17 protein-coding genes are annotated in these 26031 nt (G+C 71.6%); 10 read left to right on the forward strand and 7 right to left on the reverse strand.

Annotated elements, in window-relative coordinates; translation table 11 throughout:
• The first annotated feature begins 25 nt into the window (after positions 1-25).
• A complete protein-coding gene (locus tag WME82_RS16560; RefSeq protein ID WP_438043615.1) occupies positions 26-1462 on the forward strand; it encodes an MATE family efflux transporter in 1437 nt (478 codons plus the stop codon).
• Positions 1463-1480: 18 nt separating this feature from the next.
• Here WME82_RS16560 and WME82_RS16565 read toward each other — a convergent pair whose 3' ends face one another.
• The 5 genes from WME82_RS16565 to WME82_RS16585 form a co-directional block, all read right to left on the reverse strand.
• On the reverse strand, positions 1481-3550 hold the full coding sequence (locus WME82_RS16565; RefSeq protein WP_438043616.1) for a bifunctional aldolase/short-chain dehydrogenase: 2070 nt from the start codon (positions 3548-3550) through the stop codon (positions 1481-1483).
• A gap of 46 nt (positions 3551-3596) precedes the next feature.
• On the reverse strand, positions 3597-4913 hold the full coding sequence (ahcY, locus tag WME82_RS16570; protein WP_438043617.1) for an adenosylhomocysteinase: 1317 nt from the start codon (positions 4911-4913) through the stop codon (positions 3597-3599).
• Positions 4903-6015 (reverse strand): ArsR/SmtB family transcription factor, encoded by a 1113-nt coding sequence (locus tag WME82_RS16575; RefSeq protein WP_438043618.1) that lies wholly within the window; start codon positions 6013-6015, stop codon positions 4903-4905. Before WME82_RS16575 ends, ahcY begins: the two co-directional genes overlap by 11 nt.
• Positions 6016-6282: 267 nt before the next feature.
• Entirely contained in the window at positions 6283-7578 is a 1296-nt protein-coding gene (locus WME82_RS16580) for a M16 family metallopeptidase (RefSeq protein ID WP_438043619.1), read from the reverse strand.
• A complete protein-coding gene (locus tag WME82_RS16585; RefSeq protein ID WP_438043620.1) occupies positions 7575-9404 on the reverse strand; it encodes a peptidylprolyl isomerase in 1830 nt (609 codons plus the stop codon). Before WME82_RS16585 ends, WME82_RS16580 begins: the two co-directional genes overlap by 4 nt.
• A 129-nt stretch (positions 9405-9533) precedes the next feature.
• On the opposite strand from WME82_RS16585, the gene WME82_RS16590 reads away from it, so the two are divergent.
• The 4 genes from WME82_RS16590 to WME82_RS16605 all read left to right on the forward strand — a co-directional run bounded on the left by WME82_RS16590 (position 9534) and on the right by WME82_RS16605 (position 13206).
• Positions 9534-10043 carry a hypothetical protein gene (locus WME82_RS16590; RefSeq protein WP_272098187.1) on the forward strand — a complete coding sequence of 170 codons (510 nt, stop codon included), beginning with the start codon at positions 9534-9536 and terminating at the stop codon, positions 10041-10043.
• 122 nt (positions 10044-10165) lie between these two features.
• Complete coding sequence (locus WME82_RS16595) at positions 10166-10549, forward strand: PilZ domain-containing protein (RefSeq protein ID WP_437746442.1); 384 nt, start codon at positions 10166-10168, stop codon at positions 10547-10549.
• Positions 10550-10676: 127 nt separating this feature from the next.
• Positions 10677-11102 (forward strand): hypothetical protein, encoded by a 426-nt coding sequence (locus WME82_RS16600; protein WP_438043621.1) that lies wholly within the window; start codon positions 10677-10679, stop codon positions 11100-11102.
• 10 nt (positions 11103-11112) lie between these two features.
• On the forward strand, positions 11113-13206 hold the full coding sequence (locus WME82_RS16605; protein WP_438043622.1) for an ATP-dependent DNA helicase: 2094 nt from the start codon (positions 11113-11115) through the stop codon (positions 13204-13206).
• 82 nt (positions 13207-13288) lie between these two features.
• On the opposite strand, the gene WME82_RS16610 is transcribed toward WME82_RS16605, so the two are convergent.
• Positions 13289-14941, reverse strand: coding sequence for a hypothetical protein (locus WME82_RS16610; RefSeq protein ID WP_438043623.1), 1653 nt, complete (start codon positions 14939-14941; stop codon positions 13289-13291).
• A 179-nt stretch (positions 14942-15120) separates the two neighbouring features.
• Here WME82_RS16610 and WME82_RS16615 point away from each other — a divergent pair, with 179 nt between their 5' ends.
• The 5 genes from WME82_RS16615 (at position 15121) to WME82_RS16635 (ending at position 24441) form a co-directional block, all read left to right on the forward strand.
• Complete coding sequence (locus WME82_RS16615) at positions 15121-15708, forward strand: gluconate 2-dehydrogenase subunit 3 family protein (RefSeq protein ID WP_438043624.1); 588 nt, start codon at positions 15121-15123, stop codon at positions 15706-15708.
• On the forward strand, positions 15705-17351 hold the full coding sequence (locus tag WME82_RS16620) for a GMC family oxidoreductase N-terminal domain-containing protein (RefSeq protein ID WP_438043625.1): 1647 nt from the start codon (positions 15705-15707) through the stop codon (positions 17349-17351). The genes WME82_RS16615 and WME82_RS16620 overlap by 4 nt, the downstream gene beginning before the upstream one ends.
• A 299-nt stretch (positions 17352-17650) precedes the next feature.
• The gene (locus WME82_RS16625; protein WP_437746448.1) at positions 17651-19384 is read left to right on the forward strand and encodes a sigma-54-dependent transcriptional regulator; all 1734 of its coding nucleotides are present in this window, start codon (positions 17651-17653) and stop codon (positions 19382-19384) included.
• A gap of 402 nt (positions 19385-19786) precedes the next feature.
• Complete coding sequence (locus WME82_RS16630; RefSeq protein ID WP_438043626.1) at positions 19787-21130, forward strand: zinc-ribbon domain-containing protein; 1344 nt, start codon at positions 19787-19789, stop codon at positions 21128-21130.
• A 209-nt stretch (positions 21131-21339) separates the two neighbouring features.
• Positions 21340-24441: a hypothetical protein gene (locus WME82_RS16635; RefSeq protein ID WP_438043627.1), complete on the forward strand. Its 3102-nt coding sequence runs from the start codon at positions 21340-21342 to the stop codon at positions 24439-24441.
• 4 nt (positions 24442-24445) lie between these two features.
• On the opposite strand, the gene WME82_RS16640 is transcribed toward WME82_RS16635, so the two are convergent.
• Positions 24446-26020: a hypothetical protein gene (locus WME82_RS16640; RefSeq protein WP_438043628.1), complete on the reverse strand. Its 1575-nt coding sequence runs from the start codon at positions 26018-26020 to the stop codon at positions 24446-24448.
• Positions 26021-26031: the final 11 nt, after the last annotated feature.

Genomic DNA, 26031 nt, shown 5'->3' on the forward strand with positions numbered 1-26031 from the left:
TTCGGGCCCACCCCATCGCGCCATCTTGCGGCTCGCGCTGCCGACCGTGGCGGCGATGCTCACCCAGAGCATCGTCAACGAGGTCGACATCGTCTTCTTCGCGCACCTGCCGTGCCCCGAGTCCTCGAACGCGCACGCGGCGCTCTTGCCGTCGCTGATCGTCCTGTGGCTGTTCGGCGGCTCGCTCAGCGCGATCTCGGTCGGCACGCAGGCGTTCACGGCGCGCCGCTTCGCCGAGAATCGCCCCGGGGACGCTGGCGCGGTCCTCGCCAACGCCCTGTTCTTCGCGATCGTCGCCGGCGTCGTGTTCTCCGCGATCGGGTACCTGACGATGCCGTACATCCTGTCCGTCATCATCAAGGTGCCGGACGCGCGGCAGGCGGCGCTCGATTACCTCGGCTGGCGCCTGCTCGGCGTGACGTCGATGGCGGCGACGTTCGCGCTGAAGGCGTTCTTCGACGGGATCGGCAAGACGCACATCCACCTGGTCTCGGCCCTCGCGATGAACGGGCTGAACATCGTGCTCTGCATCCTGCTCATCTTCGGCAACGCCTCGCTCGGCATCCCGAAGTACGGCATCGCCGGCGCGGGCATGGCCGGCTTCATCTCGACCTACGTCGGCCTCGCGATCATGCTCGCGTACGCGCTCCTGCCGGAGTACCGGCGCCGCTACCGCCCGTTCGCCACGAGCAAGCTGTCGGCCCCGCTCGTCTGGTCCATCCTCAGGCTGTCGATCCCGAGCGCCGTCGCGACCGTCGCGATCATGACGGGCTTCGCCCTCTTCTACGCGATCGCCAGCAAGCTCGACCAGGTCGCGCCGGCGGGCGTGGTCTCGCCGCTCTGTCCCGGCGGCCGCGCGGAGCCGGTGTACGGCGCCGCGACCACGGTGATCGTCGGGATCCTGAAGCTCACGTTCACGGCCTGCCTCGCCTTCGGCACGTCGACGGCGACGCTGGTCGCGCAGTCGCTCGGCGAGAAGGACGGCGACAAGGCCGCGCGCTTCGGCTGGACCAGCGTCCGGCTGGGGCTCGCGATCTTCGGCGTCGTCGGCCTGCTCGAGGCGATCTTCGCGCCGCAGATCCTCGCGTTCGCCAGCAGCAGCGAGCTCGTCCAGGCCGCGGCGCTCCGGCCGCTCCAGATCATGGGCATCTGCACGCCGCTCGTCGCGGTCGGCATGATCCTCACGCAGGCGCTCTTCGGCGCGGGTAACACGATGTTCGTGATGGTCGTGGAGCTCATCCTGCACTTCACCTGCCTCGTGCCGCTGGCGTGGCTGCTCGGCATCACGCTCGGCTTCGGCCTGATGGGCATCTGGGGCGCCGGCGTCGTCTACGTGGTCCTCCTCGCCGCGACCATGGTGTGGAAGTTCCGCTCGGGGGACTGGAAGAAGATCCATCTCGACGCCCAGAGGCCCCTCGACGGAGCCGCGCTCGGCGAGGGCGGCGGCGGGGCGAGCGCGTAGGGCTCTGAGCCGACCGGCTCAGCGGGGGAAAGCGGCGGCGTTCCCGCCGTCGACGGTCACGACGCAGCCCGTCGTGGCCTCGGCGGTCGCGAGGTAGAGGAACGCCTGCGCCACGTCCGCCGCGGTGGTCTCGCGCCGGAGCAGGTTGTCGCGGAAGTAGTCGTCGACCGAGACGTTGCGGGCGCGGGCGCGCGCCTCCAGCAGGCCGGCGCCGAAGAGCGCGGTGCGGATCCGGTCGGCGTTCACGGCGTTGGACCGGATGCCCTGAGGTCCGAGGTCCACCGCGTACTGGCGCATCAGCGAGACGAGCGCCGCCTTGGCGACGCCGTAGGGACCGAAATCGGGCCCCTGGTTGAACGCGCTCTTCGACGCGTTGAACAGGATCGCGCCGCCTGAGCCCTGCGCGAGCAGCACCCGCGCCGCCGCGCGGGCGACGTTCTGGTGGCCGAGCAGGTTCAGCTCGAGCGACGCGCACAGGGCCTCGTGCCCCTCGGACGTGTGGAGGGATCCAGAGAACGCGCGGCCGGCGTTCGACACGACGACGTCGACGCCGCCGAAGTGCGCCGCGCTCTGCGCGAACGCGCGGTGCACGCTCGCCTCGCTGCGCACGTCGCAGGCGACCTTCATGCAGCGGCCGCGGTAGCGGCCCCCGAGCTCGGCGGCGGCCTTCTCGAGCGACTCCTCGTCGCGATCGGCCAGCACCACGTGCGCCCCCGCGGCGAGGAACGCCGCCGCCGTCGCGTGGCCGATCCCCGAGGCGGCGCCCGTGATCAGCGCGATCCGCCGATCGAGCGGGCCCCGCTGCCCTGCGCCGAGCTTCAGCTTCGCCTGCTCGAGGCTCCAGTACTCCATGTCGAAGAGATCGAGCTCCGGGACCGGCTGGTACCCGCCGAGCGCCTCGGCGGCCTCGATCACGGAGACGGTATGGGTGTAGACGTCCGCGACGATCTCCGCCTCGGCGCGGGAGCCGCCCACGCACAGCGCGCCCGCCCCGGGGAACAGCAGCACCCGCGGGAACGGATCGAGCTCGTCGCGGACGACGCCCCGCGCCGCGCAGGAGCGGCGGAAGTACTCGTGGTACTCGTCCACGTACCTCGCGATGGCCTGCTCGACGGTCGCGCGGAAGCGCGCCGTGTCGGTGATGTCGTGGCCGTGGATGATGAGCGGCCGCGCCTTGGTGCGGATGACGTGATCCGGCGTGGCGCAGCCGATCTGCGAGACCCTGGCCAGATCGTCGCGCGCGCAGAACGCGAGCAGCTCCAGGCCGGTGCGGAGCGTGCAGACCCAGGGGCGCCCCGACACGCGGGCGAGCGCTCCGCGGACGACCGGCCCGATGGCGGCCCGGAGGTCCGGATCCGCCACGACCGTGGGGTGCGAGACGATCACGCTGCGCTCGGCGATGTAGTGCTCGGCGCGCGTCACGGCGTCGATCATGCGCGTGTAGCTCTCCTCGGCGGTGTCTCCCCACGTGAAGACGCCGTGCTTGTCGAGGATCATCAGCGACGGGAGCGCCCCTTGCGCGAGGCGCTCCCGGACGAGCTCTGCGACGCGGCGGGCGAGCGCGAAGCCCGGCATGACGTACGGCACGAAGAGCGCGCCGTCCCCGTAGATCGCCTGGACGACCTCGGCCGAGCCGGGCTGATCGATGACCGCGAGCACGGCGTCCGCGTGCGTGTGATCGACGAACTTCGCGGGGATGATCGCGTGCAGCAGCGCCTCGACCGACGGCGTCGGGCTCGCCGGATCCAGCATCTGGCCGCGCAGCAGCGCGACCATCTGCTCGTCGGTCATCGCCTCCAGCGCGCAAGCGCGCTGGAGCGGCGCGAGGCGGCACGCCGGGAAGCCGCGCGGCTCGATGGTCGCGAGGTCCCACCCGCTGCCCTTGATGAAGAGCACGTCGACGCGATCGCCGAGCAGGTCGACGGCCGTGCTCTTGACGCTCGTGTTCCCGCCGCCGTGGAGGACGAGCGACGGATCGGCGCCGAGCAGGCGGGAGGTGTAGACGCGGAGGGCGAGATCCTCGCCCCAGGTCGAGGCGTAGGTGTCGAGGGTGCGCTGGGCTTCGTCCTTGCTGTGGCGAGGATCCATCGATCGGCCGCCTACCCCAGCGGCGGAGGCGCCGAAAGCCCGCCGCTCAGTAGCGGTAGTTCTCGGCCTTGAAGGGGCCCTCGGCGGGGACGCCCAGGTACTTCGCCTGCTCCGTCGTGAGCTGGGTCAGCTCGACCCCGAGCTTCGGCAGGTGCAGCGCCGCGACCTTCTCGTCGAGCTTCTTCGGCAGCAGGTGGACGCCGATCGTGTGCTTCTCGGTCCACAGGGCGATCTGCGCGAGGACCTGGTTGGAGAACGAGGTCGACATCACGAACGACGGGTGGCCGGTGGCGCACCCGAGGTTCACGAGCCGGCCGCGCGCGAGGACGATCAGCCGCTTGCCGTCCGGGAAGATGAAGTGATCGACCTGCGGCTTGATGTTCTCCTCCTTGATCTCCGGGTTCTTCTCGAGCCACGCGATCTGGATCTCCGAGTCGAAGTGCCCGATGTTGCAGAGGATCGCCTCGTCCTTCATCGCGATCATGTGCTCCGCCCGGACGACGTCGGCGCAGCCGGTCGCCGTGACGAAGATGTCGCCGACCGGGGCGACGGTCTCGAGGCGCTTCACCTCGTAGCCCTCCATCGCCGCCTGCAGCGCGCAGATCGGGTCGATCTCGGTGATGATCACGCGCGCTCCCAGGCCGCGCAGCGACTGCGCGCACCCCTTGCCGACGTCGCCGTAGCCGCACACGACGGCGACCTTGCCGGCGAACATCACGTCGGTGGCCCGCTTGATCCCGTCGCCCAGCGACTCGCGGCAACCGTAGAGGTTGTCGAACTTGCTCTTGGTCACCGAGTCGTTGACGTTGATCGCGGGCACCTTCAGCTTGCCCGCGCGGTGCATCTCGTAGAGCCGGTGCACGCCGGTCGTCGTCTCCTCGGAGAGCCCGCGGATCGGGTCGGCGCCGGTGAAGAGCTCCGGGTGCTTCTCGTGGGCGACGATCGTGAGATCTCCGCCGTCGTCGAGGATCATGTTGGGCCCCTTGCCGCCCTTGAAGGCGTAGAGCTGCTGCTCGATGCACCAGTCGTACTCCTCGAGGGTCTCGCCCTTCCACGCGAAGACCGGGACGCCGGCCGCCGCGATGGCCGCCGCCGCGTGGTCCTGCGTCGAGTAGATGTTGCAGCTCGTCCAGGTGACCTCCGCGCCGAGCGCCACCAGCGTCTCGATCAGCACCGCGGTCTGGATCGTCATGTGGAGGCAGCCGGCGACGCGCGCGCCCTTGAGCGGCTGCGTCGGGCCGTACTCCGCCCTGAGCGCCATCAGCCCGGGCATCTCCTTCTCGGCGATGCGGATCTCCTTGCGACCCCAGTCCGCGAGCGTGATGTCGGCGACCTTGTAGGAGAGCTTCTTCTCAGCAGTCATGGTGTCCCTTTGCCTTTTCGGTGAATGCGCTTGAGCGCGCGCCGCGCCAGCCGACGAGCAGCTGCCAAACCAGGTGTCGATCCGGGCCTTCGCCCTGCCATGCGGACGGCAGCCGCCGGAGCTCGACGCCGGAGAGCCCGGCCTCCTCGGCGAGGCCTCGGAGGTCGCCCGGCGAGAAGCCGAGCCAGATGTCCGCCTCCTGCTCCCGGAGGGCCTGATCGTGGTGCGCCTCGTAATCGAGCACGCACACCGCGCCCCCGCGGGCGTGAGCGCCGTCGCCGCGGCCGGGCGCGGCCGGGCGCGCGAGCTCGACGAGCGCGCGCATCGCCTTCGCCGGCTGAGGCGCGTGGTGCAGCACGCGCGCCGCGAAGACAACGTCAGCGCCCCCGGAGAGGGCCTCGCCGACCTCCGGAGGATCGCCGCCGAGCGCGCGCGCCACGGCCCGGATCACCTCGGGCCCGTCGATCTCGCCGCACACCAGCTCGACGTTCTCGAGGCTGCGCCGCCGCAGGCGCTCCCCGGCGAGCTGCAGCTGTGCGCTCGCGCGATCGAGCGCGACGACACGATCGAAGACGGGCGACAACACCTCGAGCAGCGCCCCGTCGCCGGTGCCCGCGTCGACCGCCAGCCGCCGATGGGGCAGGAGCGGCGCGAGCGCCGCGAGGTAGGCGGCGAGCTCGGCCGGCGGTCCCGAGCGCAACGGCCGCCCGCCGCGCGCGAAGAACTCGCGCGTCTCGGCATCGCGCGCGGCCAGCACCTCCTCGATGCGCGCGAGCGTCCCGTCCGCCGCGCAGGCGCGCTGGCCCGCGCGCACCGCGTCGTCGATCACGGGATCGGTCGTGGCCCGCGGATCCAGGCGGAGCAGCGTCCACGTCCCCTGGCGCCTGGCGAGCAGGATCCCCGCCTCGCGGAGCGCGGCCGCGTGGCGCGAGATCTTCGGCTGGCCCTCGCGGAGCAGCTCGGCCAGCTCTCCGACGGCGAGCTCCTCCGCCGCGGCCAGGCCGAGGAGCCGCACCCGCACCGGATCGGCCAGCAGCCGGTACAGCTCGCACCGCGCGACCGCCTCCTCCGGTTGAGCCGGCGTCTCTGCGACCGAGACCATGGATCATATATATGTGTTGATGCGCATTAATGCAAATAGTTTGAGCAAGGCCCTGAACGCGCTCGATTTGCCTCGAAAGCCCGGCTGACATGTGTGCCCGGGCACTCCCGGCTCGCGCGACGGGGGCAGGCTCCCGTGCAGCGAGCAGCCGTGTCCAGCGATGCGCACGGGGAGCGGCCTTCAACGGCCGCCTCCTTCCGGGGCTCCTTCCGCTTCCTCTGCGATCGTCGCTGTCGTTGTGCGCCGCGGCGCCTGGCTCGCGCTGCGTCAACCGAACGAGCGGACGGCCTTCTCCAGCTTCGTCTCTTCCGAGGAGCGGAGCAGGCCCACGGCCACCACGGTGAGGCGCTCTGGCCGGAACAGCATGCGCGCGGCGTCGCGCACATCGGCGACGCTGACGCGCGCGAGCTCCTCGTGCCGCGCCTCCGGGGTGCGTGTGATGTCGGCGAGCGCGGCGAGCCCATGGAAGCCGGCGGTCGCGTCGGCGTCGTCGAGCATCGCCTCCACCGACCAGAGGTGGCGGTCCCGCGCCTTGGCGAGCTCGTCCTCGCGCGGGCCGACCTCGGCGAGCTCGCGGAGCAGCGCGAAGATCTCCCTGACCACCACGGTCGCGCGGTCGTGCTGGACGCCCGCGGCGATGTCGACGACCCCGTCGTCCTCGTAGGCCTCGAACATCCCCGACACGTCGTAGCAGAGGCCCAGCCGATCGCAGATCCGCTCGTACAGCCGCGTCGACATGCCGTCGTCGAGGACGCGGAGCAGCATTTCCACGGCGGGCTCGCGCGGATCGCGCTCGCTCACGCCCCGGAACGCGATCCGCAGATCGGTCTGGCTCGACTGGTTCTCGATGAAGCGGAACCTCGGCTTCTTCTGCCCGTTGGGCGGCGGCGCGGCGGGCACCTGCTCGCCGCGCGGCATGGCGCCGAAGTGCCGCTCGGCGACCCGCGCGCACGCCTCGGGATCGAGCCGCCCCGCAAGGCAGAGCACCGCGTTCGCCGTCGTGTAGTGCCGGGCGTGGTGGGCGCGCAGCATCGGCTCGTCGAAGCGATCGAGCGCCTCGATGTCGCCCGTGATCGTGAACCCGAGCGGGTGTCGCTCGTACATGAGCGCGCGCGCGTTGTTGTCCGCGTCGATGTCGCGCCCCTCGTCGTCGAGGTCCTCGAGGATCTCCTCGCGCACGATGCCGCGCTCGACCTCGATCGCGGTGAAGCGAGGCGACGTGGCCACCTCGCCGAGCAGGGCGAGCACCGGCTCCAGGTTCGTCGGCGGCACGGAGATGCTCATCACGCCGTGGTCGACGTGGGTCGCCGCGTAGAGCGTCCCTCCGAGGCGCTCGAAGGCGAGCGCCTGCGCGTGCGCGGTCGGCAGCGTCGGCGTCCCCCGGAACACCATGTGCTCCAGGAAGTGGGAGATCCCGTTGTTCTGCTGGCTCTCGAACCGCGAGCCGACGCGCAGGTAGAGCGAGGCGACCGCCCGGTGGACGTGCGGTTGCGGGACGAGGACGACCTTGAGGCCGTTCGAGAGGACGACGTCGCGCGCGTCACGCAGCGGGAGCGACGTCATTCCCCCTCGTCTTCGAGCGGCAGCGGCGGCTCGCCGGAGCCATCCTCGGCTGGCTTGGACTCCTTCAGGAGGTTCTGGTCGTACTTCACCTCGCTGCCGATCGTCGACTTCAGCCGGCGCACGTACCCGATGAGCGCGTCGTTCTGCTTCGCGGCGCGCATGGCCGACGTGTAGAACTCGCGATCCTTGTCCCACTGCTCCTGGCTCGCAGAGGTCTTCTCCTTGAGCTGGATCACCGCGTAACCGTTCGCCAGCGCCACGACGTCCTTGGGCAGGTCGCCCGGCTTGTCGAGCTGGAAGGCGATGCGCGCGGCCTCGGTGCTGTCCTTCGCGTCCGCGATGGGTGAGCCGGAGACGTTGAACGGCAGGCTCGTCTCGACGGTGGGCCGGTTCGGGTGCGTCGCGATCGTGTAGGGAGCTCGCGCCTCCCCGGCCTCGGCCTGGCCACCCTCCTTCGCGCCCGCGTCCTTGTTGCCGTCCTGCTTCGCTGCGGCGGCCCCGCCGCCCGCCTTTGCGCCCGGCGCGGCGGCACCCTCCTTCGCGCTTGCCTTCTCCTTCGAATTCGCCGGCGTGAGCTGGGCCATGTACGCGGCGAGCGCGTCCTCCAGCGACTTGCCGCCCGCTGCGGCGGCGAGCACCTGCTTCGCGGCCTCGGCCGCGAGCCGCTCCGACTCGTGGGCGATGTAGAAGTCGCGCGCCGTCTCCTGCCGGCCGATCGTCTCGGCCTCAGCGTCCTTCGCGATCTGTTCGAGCTTGATCACGTGGAAGCCGTCCTCGGTCTCGATGAGGTCCGACACATCGCCCGCCTTCATCTCGAAGAGCTTGTCCTCGACAGGCTTGCTCAGGCGCCCCTTGGCCACGCATCCGAGCTCGCCGCCGCGCGCCGCGCTCGGATCGTCGCTCGCGCTGCGGGCCACGTCGGCGAAGCTCTCGCCCTTCTTGAGGCGCTGGACCGCGCCCTCGATCCGCGCCTTCGCGGCCGCCTTGCCCGCCTCCGGCCCCTGCTCGGCCTCCTCGGGCTTCACCTCGACCACGAGGACTCGGGCGACGCGGCACTCGGGCTGATACTGCGCCTTCCGCCCCTCCCAGGCCTTGTCGAGCTCTTCTTTGTTGTTGTCGGCCCAGGCCTGGATCGCCTTCTCCGACGTGTCCACGATGAGATCGCTGTAGAAGCGCCGGTCGAAGCGCACATACGCGAGCGTCCTGGTGGATTTCTCGCGCGAGAACTGCTCGAACGCCTCATTCTCGCCGACCCGGACCCGCGCCCGGATGAGCTCGCGCATCCGGGCGGCGATGAGCTCCTTCCGCTGGTAATCGCGGAAGTCCGTGGGGCTCATCTTCGTGATGTTCCGGATTTGCTTCTCGTACTGCTTGCTGTCGAATTTCTTCGTTTGCCGGTTGCGGACGTCCAGGTAGCGAGTGAGGTCTTCCCGGAGGCTGAGGGCGTAACCGACCTGGCGGATCTTGTCTGCCGGGAGCGAGACATGCACCCTGCCAGCCACGAGCTCGTTCGTGAGCTCGTCGTCCGAGACGCTGATCCCGAGGCGCTTCGCGTCCTCGTTGAGGAGCCACCGCTCGTAGAGCCCCTCCGCCGTGAGCCGCCGGTAACCCATCGCCCGGAGGCGGTTTTCGTCGACGCTCCGCATCGCGAGCAGGTTCTTCGACGCGTTGAAGTCGATCGAGGAGATGCAGCTGCCTCGGACCTCGACCGCACAGGTGCTCCCGGCCGACTGCACGGGCCCCGTGCTCGGGCGGAACTGGACGATGAAGACGACGGCGATCGCGATGATGATGGCGGCGCCGAAGATTTGGCTCAGTCTGTTCACGAAGGGCTCGCTCCCGGGGCGTGCGCCGCTCGCTCTTCGAGCGGCCTCCCGCCTTGGCCTGGCGCGGCATAGCACGGCGTCGACGGCGTGTCTTTACGGCGGTCGGGAGCGGGGCTAGGGGCACATCCCATGGCAAGCTCGAAGTCACAGCTCCCTGATTGCGGCCTCTACCTGACGACAAAGCCGCTCCCCGGACACGAGGACAAGGTGCCTGCTGGCACCCTCGTCTCCTTCCACAACCACTCGGACAACGGTCTGCCGACGGTCACGACGCCCGACCACAACGTCCACAACCGCTGGCACTTCCACGGCCCTGCCGTCGCGTTCCGGGGCACGACGTGGGCAGACTCCCTGCAGCGCCTCCCCGCCGAAGGGTTCTACACGCTTCGCAAGGAGCTCGCGTTCGACGGCGGCAACTGGCCGAAGGGCACGCTCGTGCAGCTCGGTTACACGCAGGCGGGCATGCCTATCCTGTTCATCGCCCGTGTGCGTTCGCGGCTTCAGGAGAACGACCTCTTCTTCTCCGACAAGGGCGTAGGCATCAAGCGCGAGCAGCTGTCCCTGCTCGAGCCCGTCTCTGTCTTCGAGGAGCCGAGCGACGGCTCCGGCCACCAGCCCGACCACGCCGACGCGCACTGAGCGGCCGCCGTAGGGGGCGCAGCCTCGTGCACCGCGCAGGACGCAGCTCCCGTCCATGCTGAATATCGACCGGAGCCCACAATTCTGTCCCCGGGCACGGCGTGTGCTTGTAATTTTCTTTCGTGATTCGACGCAGAACCCTCACACCCCCGTCACTCCAGATTCCACCCGAGCTTCTGGCCAACCGTCGCAGGAGCCCACGCCGCGAGCTGAGCGAACGGGTACGCTTGGAGACCGGCGAGCGCGCCGTCGCCGGCTGGACGCTGAACGTGAGCGTCGGCGGGCTCAGGGTGGTGATAGAAAATTCACTCGATCCCGGTACCGAGCTAACGGTCTGGCTCGACGGCAGAAGCCCACGTCCAGGTAGGATAATGTGGGTCCAGGACGAGCCCGATGGATCGATCGTCGGGGTGTGTTTCCTCGATGGTCTGGAGAATCGTGAGGGCATCAACGGTCTGGGGGGCCTGGAAGGCGGCCCCTCGAGATCGCCGCGATCGAGCTCCTGAGCCCACAGGAGCGCGCCGGCGCGCCAGAGCGCCACACGTGGTCGGCGCTGTCGGCTTGACGAGGCACCCGCAATTTTGCGATGGATGTTCCTGCTGACAGCTGGGGGTAGCCGGAAACCAGCGGAAGATGCCGACACCCGCGGAGATAAAGAAGGCCCTGCTCCAGGCCGGATTCGAGGTCTACCGCACCCGGGGCGACGCCGTGCAGGTCGCGGAGCGGGTGCGGGAGAACCTCCTCATGGACTCGGGGATCGTCGTGGGCGCCGAGCCGCTGCGGGTCGGGTTCGTCGTGCGCGCCCAGCGCAACGACTTCCCGGGTGCGGCGGACGAGCAGCTCTTCGAGCGGGCGCGCGGGATGGCCGAGCCTGCCGTGGCGCGTGGCTACGCCGAGGCCGAGGCCGCCCTCCGCCTCGTCCGCGACCCCGGCGACGCCGAGCGGACGCTCGATACGTGGTGCGAGGTCCACTTCGAGAAGCGCGTGGCGTCGCTCGAGCTCGCCGTCAGCGAGGTGGGGTTCGCCCTCTCGCTGGAGAAGACTGCCCTGCCGCGCTGAGCGGTACGCGATGCCCTTTGACCGCGCCGCGAGCCTGCTCGGGCCCTCGGGCCCGTTCGCGCGTGGCCTGGACGGGTACGAGGATCGACAGGGGCAGGTGGCGATGGCGAGCGCCGTCGAGCGGGCGCTCGCGGAGGACCGCATCCTCCTCTGCGAGGCGGGCACCGGGACCGGCAAGACGCTCGCGTACCTGGTGCCCGCGATACTGAGCGGTCGCAAGGTCGTCGTCTCGACCGCGACGAAGGCGCTCGAGGACCAGATCTACACGAAGGACCTGCCGCTCGTGGCCGAGCACCTCCGGCTAGATCCGCGCGCGGCGCTGGTGAAGGGGCTCGGCAACTACCTGTGCCTGCGGCGCTTCAGCGAGCTCCGGACCAGCCCTGGCGCGGGCGCCGGGATCGCGGGGCGCTCGCTGCCGCTGATCGAGGCGTGGGCGCAGGAGACCGAGATGGGTGACGTCGCGGAACTCGCCCACCTCGCCGAGGGGGATCCGCTCTGGCGAGAGGTCGCGTCGTCCAGCGAGACGCGCCTCGGCGCCTCGTGCGAGTACTTCGAGAGGTGCTTCGTCACGCGGATGAAGCGCGACAGCGAGGCGGCGCGCCTCCTCGTCGTCAACCACCACCTCTTCTTCGCGGATCTCGCGCTGAAGATCGCCGGAGCGCGCCGCGGCTTCGCCGGCGCCGGCGCGCTCCCGCCGTACGACGCGGTCATCTTCGACGAGGCGCACCAGCTCGAGGACATCGCGACGGGCTTCTTCGGCGTGCGCGTCTCTCGCGCGCGGGTCGACTCGATGCTGCGGGACGCGGACCGGGCCTTCATCGCGTCGGGCCTCGCCGATCGCATCCTCGGGCGGGGCGAGGGGACGGCGATCACGGCCGTGGTGCGCGAGTCCGCGGACGCGCTCTTCGATCGGCTCGCCTCGCTGGGCGGCGCCGCCGGCAGCGGGGATCGCGGCGAAGCCCGGAGCCCGCTCGCCAGGGACGCCTGGTCCGGCGAGCTGCTCGACGCGTACCACCGCCTCGACGACCACCTCGAGGCGCTCGCGGCCTACGCGAGCGCGAACGCGATCAGCGAGGCGGTGCAGCTCGTCGGCAACCGCGCCGCGCAGCTGCGGGACGACGCGGCGCGGATCGTCGACCCCGCGACGAACCAGGTCACGTGGGTCGAGGTGCGCGGCCGCGCCGTCTCGTTCGGCGCGTCGCCGGTCGATCTCGGGGACATGCTGCGCGAGCACGTCTTCGAGCGGATCGGCGCCGTGGTGCTGACGAGCGCCACGCTGACGACGGGCGGCTCCGCCGGGGCGGGGTTCCGCTTCCTCCGCTCGCGGATGGGCCTCGACGAGGACGTGTCGGTCCCTGTCGACGAGCTCGAGGTCCCTTCGCCCTTCGACTACCCGACCGCCGCGCTGCTCTACACGCCGCGCGACCTCCCCGAGGCGACCGACGCGGCGTTCGTCGAGCGGGCCGCCGATCGCGCGGCCGAGCTCATCGGCATCACGGGCGGCGGCGCGTTCCTCCTCTGCACGTCGATCCGCGCCATGAACGCGCTCGCCGCGGCCCTCCGCGTCCGGCTCGGGCGCGCCGCGGCGGCCGCCCGGGCGAACGGCAGCGCTCCGGGGCGGCAGGCTCCGCTGCTCGTGCAGGGGGACGCGCCGAAGGGCGCGCTGCTCCGCCGCTTCCGCGCAGAGCGGCACGCGGTGCTCGTCGCGACGATGAGCTTCTGGGAAGGGGTGGACGTCCCCGGCGAGGCCCTGCGCCTCGTGATCATCGAGAAGCTCCCGTTCGCGGTGCCGACCGATCCCGTCGTCGCGGCCCGGTGCACGGCGATCGAGCAGGGCGGCGGCAACCCGTTCATCGCCTACAGCGTGCCGCAGGCCGCGATCACCTTGAAGCAGGGCTTCGGCCGGCTGATCCGCGCGCGGACCGATCGCGGCATCGTCGCGATCCTGGACCGCAGGATCCGCACGCGCGGCTACGGCCGCGTGCTGCTCGACAGCTTGCCTGACGCACGCCGGACCGACCGTATCGAGGACGTGCGCGCCTTCTGGGCGGCCCGCGCGGCCGACGCGGAAGCGGAGCGAGGAGGAGCGCCGGCGCGGACGTGAGGCGCGGCGCGAAGGGGCCGCGAGGCGAAGCGCGAGATGAGGCGCGCGCTCCGGCGACGCGCGCGCTTCGTCGGAGCGATCGTCAGGGATACGACGTCTTCCCGTAGATGCACCACGCGCCGCCCTTCCGGAGCGCGATGGCCTGGCGGAGCCTGTAGTCCGCCTTGAACCTGGGGTCGTCGTACGAGGCGCGGGAGGAGGGCACCGTCGGGCTCTTGCAGTCGATCGCGGAGGAGATGAGCAAGAAGTAACGCGGGTTCTTCGCGAAGATCACGTCGGTGTAGCCGGCCCCGACCTTGTGCGTGTACGCGCCCGGCAGGCGGGAGACCTCGGGGCTGAGCAGCCCGAGCATGTCCACGACCGGGAAGCCCGTGCGGTAACCGACGTAGCCGATGTCGGCGAGCGCGATGGGGCCAGGCTCCGCGTTCTGGACGAGCCACTCCGCGGAGCGCCCTGCGGCGTCGTCCCAGAAGCCCTTGTCGTTGACGAGGAGGTTCCGCTGGGCCCGCACGAGCTCGCCGGCGCGGGTCGCGATCGTGATCGCGCCGAACGCCGCGATCGCGAGCGACGCCACGCGCTCGCGGCGCGCGGCGATCGCGCGGACCGCGTCGTCGGCGAGCAGGAACGCGAACGGCTCCGCGGGCGCGAGGAACCGGAAGTAAGGCATCCAGTCGCCGCCCACCGCGACGACGTACACGCCGAACAGCAGCGCGATCGACGCGATCGCGAGGCCGCTCCGGCGCCCGTGGACGATGGATGAGGCGACCGAGAGGACCCCGAGCCACAGGAAGGCGCCGGCGTGCTGCGCGTACTTGCGGACGTAGTCGCCCCCGCCCTGGATCTGCTGCGCGAAGTCGCCCGTCTTCGCGGCGAGCGTGTTCGGGAGCCACGCGCCGTAGTAGCTGTGCCGCCACACGAGGTGCGCGGCGACCGGGAGCGCGAACGCGACCAGGCGCAGCACGCTCCGGCGCGAGAGCGCCTGCTCCGAGTGCCAGACGACGAGCAGCCCGAGGAACAGCGGCGCCTCCGGGCGGGTGAGCGCGGCGAGCGCGAACACCGCGCCGGACAAGGGAAACCAGGGGAACCATGAGAAGACGAGCGCGGGCCGAGCGCCGCTGTCGTCGCTGGCGGCGTCCTCTTCGCGGAAGAAGAGCTCGGTCCCCGCGAGCGTGAGCAGGAGGAACAGCGGCGTCTCCAGCCCGAACACCGCGTAGCCGGAGAAGAGGACGCTCATCGCGAGCAGCCAGGTCGCGAGGCAGGGCACGTTCGAGAACGGACGCAGCCGCCGGGAGAGGAGGTAGGTCGGGACGAGCGCACCTGCGGCGCAGGCGGCGCCGAGCACCTTCGACGCCGCCGCCGGCGCCGCGCCGAGCTTCACCGCCGCGGCGAGGAGCACCGTCCAGAGGAAGTTCGTGTAGCCCTCGACGCGTTCGCCCACGTTGTAAACGAGCCCGTTTCCGTTCGCGAGGTTCTCCGCGTACCGGAACGAGATGTACGCGTCGTCGATCGTGAAGCTCGCGACGCGGAGCGCAGCCGCGATCGTGATCACCATCGGCGCGAGCAGCCCGAGCGTGAGCTCCAGCGAGGCGGGGAGGGGAGCGCCAGCGAGCCAGGTTTGAAGATCGCGCGCCGGCGAGGTGTGGCGCTCGGCTCCCGACAGCTCCTCGCCTTCGATGGACTCGTCGTGTCCCACCTCCTCGCTCCTCCCCACTGCGGTCACGGGCTCGTCGCTCATCGGGCGCCGACCATACCGCGGTTGTCACAGCCACAACGTCGAGCTGCGTAAATCGGGACAGGATGGTGTGCGAACACCCGGACGCAGTGCGAACGAAATTGCGCACTCTGGCTGTAGGGCTACGCTGTCGAGGCAGCCACGGCGACGGCTTCCCGTGCTGACAAGGAAGGAGTCGAGTGATGAGCGAGCTCGTTGCGCACCTGCCCGTGATCGGTCCCGTCGTTGTCCTGGCGGCGCTCGCCGTCGCCGCCGTCTTCCTCGTGCGCAGGGCGTCGGCCCCCGGTGCGCCCTCTTCCGCGCTGTCCGTGAAGGAGCGGGCCATCGTGGCGGCCTGCGCTGACGCCCTGTTCCCGGCCGGGGGCCCGATCCCGGTCTCCGGCACGGAGGCCGGGTTGGTCGAGTACGTGGACCGCTACGTCGCGCGCACACCGCGGCCTCTCCGGCCCTACATGCGGCTGCTGTTCCACTTCGTCGAGCTCTCGCCCTGGGTCTTCGGGCCGCGCCGCGCACGCTTCACGCGCCTCCCGCACGCCGATCGCATCGCGGTGCTCGCGTCGATGGCGCAGAGCTGCATCTACCTCCGGCGGGTGACGTTCCTCTCGCTGCGGACGATGCTCTCGATGGGGTATCTCGCGAACGAGAAGGTCGCCGGCGCGATCGGCGTCGCCTGCTGCGCCACGCCCTTCGAGCGCCGCGCCGCCGGGAGAGCGGCGGGTGAGCCCGCCGCCGCGGCGCCCCCGTCGCTCGCGCCGGGGGTGACGGCGTGAAGCTCCCCGTCTTCCCGGAGCCGCCTCGCGCCGTGGGCCGCGAGCGCGGCGAGCGGCGCTCGCTCTCCGAGGCGACGCTCCGATCGAGGGGCGCGGTGGAGCCGCTCGCGCCCGACGAGCCGCGCTCGCAGGTGAAGGTGTTCGCCGACTACGAGGGCGAGGTGCGGGCGTCGTGCGAGGTGCTCGTCGTCGGCTCGGGGCCGGGCGGCGCGGTCGTCGCCAAGGAGCTCGCCGAGGCGGGGCGCGACGTGATCCTCGTCGAGGAGGGGCCGCCGTTCGGGGTGGAGGATTTCCGCCAGGAGCCGGGCGAGTCGCTCTCGCGCACGCTGCGCGAGGGGGGGATGCGCGCCGCCCGCGGGCGCATGCTCATCCCGACCATGCAGGCGATCGCGCTCGGGGGCGGCTCGGTCGTCAACTCGGCCATCTGCGCGCGCTCGCCCGCCTGGGTGTTCGACAAGTGGGCAGAGCGGACCGGCACGTCCTCGCTCACCCTGGACGCGCTGCTGCCCCACTACGATCGCGTCGAGCGCCTGCTCGGCGTCTCACCCACGCCGATGGAGGTGCAGGGCGAGCGCAACCTGCGCTTCAAGCGCGGCTGCGACGCGCTGGGGCTGTCGAGCGAGCCGACCCACCGCAACGTGCGCGGCTGCCGCGGCTCGGGCGAGTGCTTCACGGGGTGTCGCAACCGCGCAAAGATGTCGACCGACGTCTCGTACGTCCCCGCCGCGATCCGGGCGGGCGCGCGCGTCTTCACCAGCGTGCGCGCCGAGCACCTGCTGCTCTCCGGCAGGCGCGCCGCCGGGATGCGCGGGCGCACGATCGAGCCGTTCACCTGGCGCGAGGGGGCGCCCGTCGAGATACGGGCGGAGCTCGTCGTGCTCGCGGCCGGCTGCATGGCGACCCCGCTCATCCTGCTCCGCAGCGGCGCCGCCGGATCGAGCGGCCATGTGGGCAACGAGCTGCAGCTCCACCCTGGGCTCGCCATCATGGCGGTGTTCCCGGAGCCCATCGATCCATGGGAGGGCGCGACCCAGGGCTATCACTCGCTCCACTTCATCGAGCAAGGGATCAAGCTGGAGGTCCTCTGGTCGCCGCCGGCCGTGCTCGCCGCGCGATTTCCCGGCCTCGGGCACGACTACCAGCGTCATCTCCGGACATACAACCGGATGGCGCCGTTCGACGTCATCATTGCAGCCGAGCGGTCGCGCGGGACGGTGCGTCCGAAGCGCGGCAGCTGGGACCCTGATGTGCGATTCGACTACGCGCCGCGCGACGTCGAGAAGATCCAGCGCGGTCTCGGCATCTTGTCCGACATCTGCTGGGCGGCGGGGGCCTCGTCGATACTGCCCGGGCTGCACGGCGTGCCCGACGAGCTGACGTCGCCGAAAGAAGCCGAGATCCTGAAGAGCAAACGGCTCGACGGGCGCGACACGATCACCGCGGCGAATCACGCCTTCGGCACGGCGCGGATGTCGAGGCGCCCGCGGGACGGGGTGGTCGATGAGGAGGGGCGCTGCCACGATCTGGACAATGTGTACGTCGCTGATACGAGCATCTTTCCTGGAAGTCCTGCAGTGAATCCGATGCTTACGTGCATGGCGCTGGCCGATCGCATCGCATGCTGCATCATCGAGCGCTGGTGAGGCGCGCGGCGGCGTGTCACCACAGGAGTCAGTGAGCCAGGGGCGCCACATCCGTCGGGCAGGCACGGCATGTCGCGGACGGTATGTGAGGGGGGCTTTGCACTCGAGAAGGAGGCAACTCCCGAGTTGATACGAGGCCCCCGCGAGGTACAAGTTTAACGGCACGTTTCAACTCGCACGGGGCCGAGCCGTCCGTCCGCCGAGCTGGGAGGGAAGCTTTGGGACCGAACGCAGTTTCAGCTGCAATTCCGCGCGGACAAGCGCGCTCGCCGCATCGGAGCCACAGCCATCACGGCCGTGTGCTCCTCGTCGAGGACGAGCCCGATCAGGCGGCCATCCTCGAGGCGGTGCTGCGCCATGAAGGGCTCGACGTCGTCGTTGCGTCGAGCGGCGAGCAAGCGCTCGAGATCCACCAGCGGACGCCGGCTGACGTACTCGTCACGGATCTCAACCTGCCGGGCATGACGGGGGTCGATCTGATGCGCCGGCTCTCGCCCGGCGAGCTCGAGGGGCCCGAGCCGAAGGCGCCGCCGCCCCACGTGGTCATGGTCACCGGCGCGGCGTCGATCACGAGCGCCGTCGACGCGCTCAAGCTGGGAGCGGCCGACTACCTCCAGAAGCCGCTCGATCCGGCGCGCCTCGTGCTGCTCGTGCGCGAGCTCCTCTCGTCGCCGCCGACCGAGTTCGACGACGACGATCCCCTCCATGGGCAGCTCGTGTTCGAGGGGATGATCGGCGGCTCGCTGCGGATGCGGGAGGTCTTCACCCGCATCGAGCGCGTCGCCGCGACGATGGCCCCCGTGCTCATCGTCGGCGAGAGCGGCACGGGCAAGGAGCTCGTCGCGCGCGCCATCCACAACCGGAGCCGCCGCCGCGCGGGCCCGTTCGTGCCGGTCCACACGGGCGCGATCCCGCGCGAGCTCATCGGCAGCGAGCTCTTCGGCCACGAGAAGGGCTCGTTCACCGGCGCGTTCGCGGCCGCGGAGGGCAAGTTCGAGGCGGCGGCGGGCGGCACCGTCTTCCTCGACGAGGTGGGCACGATGGACGCGGCCGTGCAGGTCAGCCTCCTCCGCGTGCTCGAGACGTACCGGTTCACGCGCGTCGGCGGCCGCAAGGAGATCGAGGCCGACGTCCGCGTCGTCGCCGCCACGAACAAGGACCTGCTCGACCTCGTCGACGACTGCGTCTTCCGCGAGGACCTCTACTACCGGCTCAACGTGTTCACGGTGACGCTGCCCCCGCTGCGCGAGCGCAGGGAGGACGTCCTGCCCATCGCCGAGCGCTTCCTGCTGAAGTTCGCCAAGCGCTACGGCACCCCGGCCCGCCGCCTCTCGGACGCCGCCGTCGAGCGGCTGGCCGAGCACGACTGGCCGGGCAACGTCCGCGAGCTGCGCAATGTCATCGAGCAGACGGCGCTCTTCGCCTCGAACGAGCTGGTCTCGGCCAACGACGTCCAGCTCGGCCAGGGCCGGATCGAGCGGCGCTCGGGCCGGCGTTCCTATGACAGCATCCCGTCGGCGAGGGTGGCGGCGCCGGTCGTCCCCGCCGAGCCGGCCGAGCCGCTCTCGGTGCCGATCGTTCATGCCGCCGACCTGGTGGTTCCCTCCGAGCCCGTGCCGTCGCACGTCGGCGCGCAGCCTGTGCCGTCCTCCATCGGCCCAGCCTCGATGCCGCGGAGGCCGGGGGAGGCGGGCACGCACGAGGCCGAGCCGTCGCGGGACGCCGGCGAAGCGGCCGAGCACCCGCTCGTGCTGCGCCTTCCGGTCGGAACGCGCCTGGCGGACGCGGAGCGCAAGCTCATCCTTCTGACCCTCGAGGCGGTGCGCGGCAACAAACAGCGCGCCGCCCGCGTGCTCGGGATCAGCCGCCGCGGCCTGTACTCGAAGCTGCAGGCGTACGGGGAGCACGTGGGGAGCCACGAGGCCCAGGGGCACAGCGAGAGCGCCGAGCCGCAAGACCCGGTCGACGATGTGCCGGTCGTCACCGACGAGCCCGCCCTGGAAGAGCTCGGTTCCGCGCGCGGCGACGCCTGACGGAGCCTCCTTGCCGCTCTGCGCCGCGAGGCCTCACCGCGCCGCGCCGCGAGCTCACACCGCCACACCGCAGGTTCGCAGTACGGCAGCAATCACGGGTCGCGCGGGCGCGTCGAGTGTGAGGCGCCTCCCCGCGCGGATGGGCGCCTGAGCCGCGCCGCCAGGCGGCTGGTCGCACTCCGGAGCCCGACCTGCGCGCTGCTGCGCCGCACCCCGACAACGGTCCCGTCGGAGGTCCGTCCCTTTGTGCTTTACGAAGGGACGACGACCTCGGCTATCGTAAAGCGGAGCTGCGAGATCAGACGCGCGACTGGCACGTCAGAGAGCGGGCCACCGGCGCGGCATCAAGGTAAACTCTACGCGACGCCTCGCCGGCACTACACCCCAGCGGGCCAGCCCCCAATGAAGATCACCTGCCAGTCCTGTCAGTCGAAATACACCGTCTCGGACGAGAAGGTCCAAGGCAGAACCGTCAAGATCAAGTGCCGCAAATGCGGCGCGACGATCCTCGTGAACAGCTCGGGCGTGACGACCAACGGCGGGCTCGCCGATCCGGTCTCCGGCACGAGCGTTCCGAATGACGGGACGACGTACCTGGTCAACGTGGCGGACGGCGATCAGCGCTCGATGGCGCTGGCCGAGATCGTCACGAGCTACCAGTCGGGGGTGATCAACGCCGAGACGTACGTCTGGGCGGACGGCATGGCCGACTGGCAGCCGCTCGGCCAGATCGACACGATCGTCGCGGCCCTGCATGCAGGCAGCGCTCCTGCCTCCGTGGCCGCGCAGGAGGCAGCGCCGGTGCAGTCGACGTCGGTGCCCAGCGGGGGAGCGGCCCTCGGGCAGACCTCCCCGGGCGTCGAGTCGGTCGCGGCGGCCGCTCCTCGAGCAGCGGCGGTGCGTCGCGATCCGGCGCGTCCGACGCAGGATCTCTTCGGCGCGAGCCCGGGCGTCGAGGCGCACCGGCCCAGCTCCGACGACGTGGCCACGAGCGCTCCGCTCTTCAAGAGCGGCGCCGCGCCTGGCCAGCGCGACGAGAACTCGATGCTGTTCTCGCTGAGCGCCCTCACGGCGAAGGCCGCCGCTCCGGCCCCGGCGCGGGCGGCCGTCAGCGCCTCGGACGACTCCGGCCTCATCGACCTGAAGGCCCTCGCGTCGGGAGCTGGCGTCCGAGCGCCGTCGCCCGTCGCGAGCATCGTCGCCAACGATGGCGGCCTGTTCCAGCTCAGCGCGCCGATCGTGACCACGGCGCGAGCGCCGTCGGTCGCGCCGCCGAACGTCGGCGAGGCCCCTTCCAAGAACCGCGCCCCGTTGATCATCGCCGCGGGCATCGCGATCGCGGGCATCGCGATCGCAGGTGTCTTCTTCCTGATGAAGGGCGGGGGCAGCACGCCGGTTCCCACCGCGGTCGAGACCGCGCCGCCCACGGCCGCCGCGCCGGCGACGACGGCGCCCCTCGACACGGCACCGGCGCCCGCGCCCACCGCGCCGGCGACGGCGTCGGCGACCGCGACGGCAGAGCCGGTCGCGAGCGCCGCGCCAAGCGCCACGCCGACGGCAGCAGGGGCGCGCCCGAACGCGAGGCCGTCGCCGCGACCGAACACCGGCGGCAGCACCGCAGGCAAGCAGTCGCCTGCTGCGGCCGCCCCGGCGCCGGCCGCTCCGGCCCCCGCGAAGCGCGGCGGCTGCGGGTGCGCGGTCGGCGATCTGATGTGCGCGATGCAGTGCTCCGCAAAGGGCAAGTGAACGCGCGTCGGCCGTCGTCCGATCGGTGAGCGGACATCCTCGCCGCCGGAGCCGCGCGTGCAGCGGCTGCTCCGGCGCTGGGCGTGCGATGCGCGGCCGGCGTGAGCCAGCCGCTGCAGACACGCACGACGCGAGCCGCGGCTGAACCTTGGCGTGGGCGCCCGCAAGGACGGTGCGGCGCCTGGACCGCCGCGCTAGCATCGTCCGTCATGAGTGAGCCCGACGGGCGGCTGCGCGCGCCGGTTCCTCGGCGGATGCCGGGCGCGGCGCGGCGCTCCACGATGGCGCTGCTCCTCTGCGCGAGCGCGGCAGGGTGCGGTGGACAGGCGGCGATGGCGCCCTCCGGAGGACCGGCGTCGCGCGATCGCAGCGCTTCCGGGCAAGCGTCGCGCCCGGCTCCGGGCGGGCGATCCTCGCAGGGGGCGCTCGTGACCATGGTCACTCCATCGCGGCTGCTCCCGGATCTCGTCGGAGAGCGCGGCGTGGTGGCCAGCGAGGCGGGGGCCAAGCGGGTGCTCATCGATCGCATGCGCGTCGTCGCGCACGACGACGGATCGCTCGAGCGCGCCGCCGACCTGTTGCCGTCAGGTCAGGTCACCTCGCTCAAGCTGCCGACGCGCCTGGGTGGCGGGTACCTGTTCCACGCGTCGAGCCGCGGCAGCGCGCAGCTCTGGCGGGCTCAGGCGTGGCTCGCCCCGCTCGAGCCGCTCGTCCAGCTGCCGTCGGAGGCGAACGAGATCCTCGCGGGGTTCGATCGCCTCTACGCTCGGCTCTCGCACAGCCACCGGCTCCTCGCGATCGACGCGCAGACGGGCGCGGCGATGCCGCTCGGCCCGCTCCCACCGGCGAGCACGTACGGCCAGATCGCGTTCGCCGACGGATGGCGCGCCCTGGTCGAGGCCGATCTGCGCGGCCTGCTCGTCACGTTCGACGCCGGGGCCACCTGGCGTGAGGTCGAGATCGACGCGCGGCCGACCTCTGTCGCCGTCGTCGGCGGCGATCCTGCCGTCATGACCGCGAGCGGGCTCTACGCGGTCGATGCGCGCGGCGGCGTGACGTACCGCACGCTGGATGCTTCCGATGACGTGCTGGAGCCGCCGGCGCGCGCCCAGGGGCCTCTCGGGAGGCGCCCGCTCCGCGCCGCGGTCGAGGACGGGTGGCCCGACTCGAGCACGACCGCGGTGCTGGCTCGCGGCGGCGCCCTGGCGCGCGTCTCGCTGCGCGACGGGGCGGTCATCGACGTCGCGCCCGACGCCTATCCGGAGCGAGAGGCGGCCTGCCATGCGATCCGCGCGGGGGCGTCGTTCGGGTTCGTGTGCGGCGAGCGTGAGGGGCCGACGACCCTGTACGCTTTCCAGCCGCCGCTCGGCATGCGCCGGCTGATGCGCTTCGACGAGCCCCGCTTCGTGGTCGCGAGCGGCAACGGCGCGCTGGTGATCCGCGGCTCCTGCAGCGAAGACAGCGCGGTGCGCGCCGGGCGTGCGTACTGCGTGGTCGCCGCCGACGGGCGCACCCGCGAGATCCACGTCCGCGCGCCCGCGCGAGACGTCGGCATCGAGCGCGTCGTCGCGCTGTCCGACGGCCGCATCGCCGTCCTCTCGCCGCCTCGCCTGGACGCGCCGGGGCAGCTCACGCTGCTCAAGGGGAGCGACGTCACGACCGTCCCGCTGATCCTCCCGCCCAAGCCGCGCAGCACCGCGCGCGATCTGCAGCGCGGTATGTGGATCGAAGGGTTCGAGGAGCGTGAGCCCGGCGTCATCGGCGGCTGGGTGGAGGCAGGCGGTCCGATCGTGGGCGTTCGGATCGACGCGAAGAGCGGGAAGGTGACCGCGGGGGCGCCGCGCCAGGACGGCACGGGCGCGCTGTTGTCTGGGCGGTTCGCGTTCTCCCTCGGAGAAGGCGAGCGCGCCGCCGAGTCGACGGACGGCGGCATGACCTGGCGCTCGCTCGATCTGCCGGAGCGGGACGACGACACCGCGGCGTCGAGGACGCGCGCGTGCGGCCCCGTCGGCTGCGTCTTCAGGGGCTGGATCCGGGTCGGCTGGGGCAAGACGGCGCTGCCGGACGATCTGGCCGAGGCGAAGCCGCCGCCGGTGCTCCAGACGCCGCTCCGCGCGGGGAGCCCGATCGCGATGCGCTGCGAGGCCCTCGGCTCCTCGACGCCACCGCTGCCGGACAAGCCTCCCGCCGCGCCCTCCGCGCGCGCCGAGGGAGCGCGCCCGGCCTCGTCGGTCACGCGCTCGGCGTCGACGGAGATTCCGACGTCGCCGTGGGCTCCTTTCCGCAACACGCCCCCGCCCAAGCGTGGGGCGGACGAGATCGGCCTCGATAACGGGGCTCCGTACGACATCGTGACGATGCGCGCCTACGCATGGGGCAAGCGAGGCGCAGACTGGGCGCGCGCAGGGCGCTGGCTCCTCCGCTTCGACGATCGCTTCGACCCGGATGGCGGGGTGCGTTCCAGCGGCGTGAGCGCCTCGCCTTGGTCGGATGAGGCGTCGGCCGCTGAGGCGCTCGGGGTGGTGGCTCAGGGGGCGGCGTCCTGGGGCGCGTACCTCGATCCTGGCGGACGGGCCGCGCTGACCCACGTGTGTCGGGGCGCCGGATGCAGCCTGTTCGCAGCCTCTGAAGGGCTGCCGATCCTTCCGTTGCGCGACAGCGCAGGCCGCGCCGGCAATTTCCTCCGGCCGTTTCCGAACGGCGCCGTGCGGCTCGGCGAGACGTGGTTCTTCGTGACGCCCGGCGGCTCGTATGACGTCGTGGCGCTGTGGCGCGCCGACCTCGGGATCGCGCGGCAGCTGGCGACCTATTACCGCCCTGGCCGCACGGGCTACGGCGTGGATCCTCCGCGCCTGGTCCGGCGTGCGCTGGGCGGCGGCGTCGGCCTGCTCATCTCGGCGGCTCCCGACCCTGGCGTGCGCGCCGGCTCCTGGCACGTGCTCCCGATCGACCGCGAGACCGGCGCGTTCGGCGAGGCCGTGCCGCTCGGCCGCAAGGACCTCGCGGATACACGGATCGAGCGCTGCGCTCCGGGTCAGGACGGCTGGCTCCTCGACACGAGCCTGGAGGGCTCGCCGAGCTTCGACGTCGGCGGAAGCGCTCCCTCCGTCGACGGCGCCGAGTTCCGGCTTCGCCTGGATCCAGGCAGCGCGTGCGTCGAGGCGATGGCGGTGAGGCTGCAGGGCGCCTTCTCGAAGGCACCCGAGAAGCAGAACGACGTTGGCGCCAGCGCGATCCCGCTCGCTGCGACCGAGCGCGCAACGGGCCGGAGGTGGCGGTTGCGCTGCGAGCCGAAGGACGCCGCCAGATGATCCGCTAGTGGGTGATGGACTCCGGCGAAACGGCGTTCACCCGTCCCTCGACGCCGACCTCCTCGCCTTCTCCGTAGCGGATGGTCCCGAGCCAGTCGGCCGTCCATGCGATCGGCGCGGCGGAGCTGTTGAGCTGCGCAGGGCCTGAAGCGTTCACGACGATCTCGCCCATCATCCCGGCCGTCTCCGATGCCTCGGTTCCAGCGCGCCACAGGAGCGTGAGCCCGCCAGCGCACAGCATCGCCATGCAGTCGCTCGTGCAGTCGGAGTAGCCGCCGAGCAGCTCGCCGAGCGCCTGGCACTCTGCGGCAGCGGCGAGCGCTGCGGGGACGGACTCCGCGGCCGCCTCCGCTGCGACCCCGAGCCCGGTCACTCCGCCGATGGTTCGGGTTGGCGACCACGTCAGCGTCCCCGCGAGCCGGAGCACGTCGCCGGGATCCGCCGTCCATGACATGAAATGTGCAGGTGGTACGCTCGCGTTGTCAGAGGTCACGCTGCCGAGCCAGCTCGCCTCGAAGAGCGCGCGTCCCTGCATGTCTGCCACGCCGCTCAGCTTGCCGTCGAGCGCGAGCGGCGTACCCGCGAGCCCGGTACGCGCCCATCCACGACACCTGTCGCGCAGGGGGAGCGGGAGCGCGGCGAGGTGCGCCTGTGCTGCAGCGTCCCAGTCACGCTCGATCCGCTGCGCGGCAAACGCGCGCGCCTGGTCCGGCGGCGCCGCGCGCTGCATGGCGTCGAGCAGGGACGCGGCTTCCGCGCCGGCAGGCAAGAATGCGTCGAGCAGCTGCTCGGTCGCTGCTTCGAGCATCGCGGTCAGCCCCTCCGCCGTCACGAAAGTCAGCTTCGTGTCGAGGCGCGTCGCCGCCATATCGATCGGCAGGTCCTTGATCGGGACCCAGACGTCGCGCGCGGAGCCGGCCTGCAGCTCTCGTTCGCTCACGCAACCCCACACGATCCGACCGCTGTGCAGAGCGACGGTAAGGCTCGGCCCTACAGGCGCGCCCTCGACGACCACCGGTTCGTCTGGACCGCCGTGCGCAACGAGCGCGCCCACGGGTGCTTCGGGCGCAGCGGCTGCGATCTCCTCGCAGGTGGCCTCCGCGACGACGCTCGCCGTCCAGTCCTCCGCGACGCGCGTCCCCTCGTAGACCGGGATGACGCGGAGCGTGCCGAAGCCCTCCGCGCTCACCGAAACTCCGAGCTCCGCGGACGGCCCGCCCTTCGTCGCGGCGCGGAGCCGAAACGTGCTTCCCAGGGTCGACGCGTGGAGCTGAACCGAGGCCCTGCCATTTTCGTCCGCGACGGCCGTCGTGCGGTCGACCCATGCACCTGCAGCTTCGCCGAGGAGGGTGAAGCTCACCTCGTAGGGCGCCGGCGGTTGCCCCGTGACCCAGACCGTGCGCAGCTCCCCTGGCACGAGCTGGAGCGTACCTTCCTCCTCGAACGCCAGGACGGTGGGTCGAGCGGCGTCCCCGGGCATATCGGGGCCGCCCGTCGACTCATCGGCCATACGAAAAGAGCAGGACGCCAGTCCGACGATGGCGATCCAGGGAGCCGAGTACTTCCAAGGCAAGCTCACCCTTGGAGTGT

The organism is Sorangium sp. So ce128 (genome assembly GCF_051525245.1).
GTDB lineage: Bacteria > Myxococcota_A > Polyangia > Polyangiales > Polyangiaceae > Sorangium > Sorangium cellulosum_B.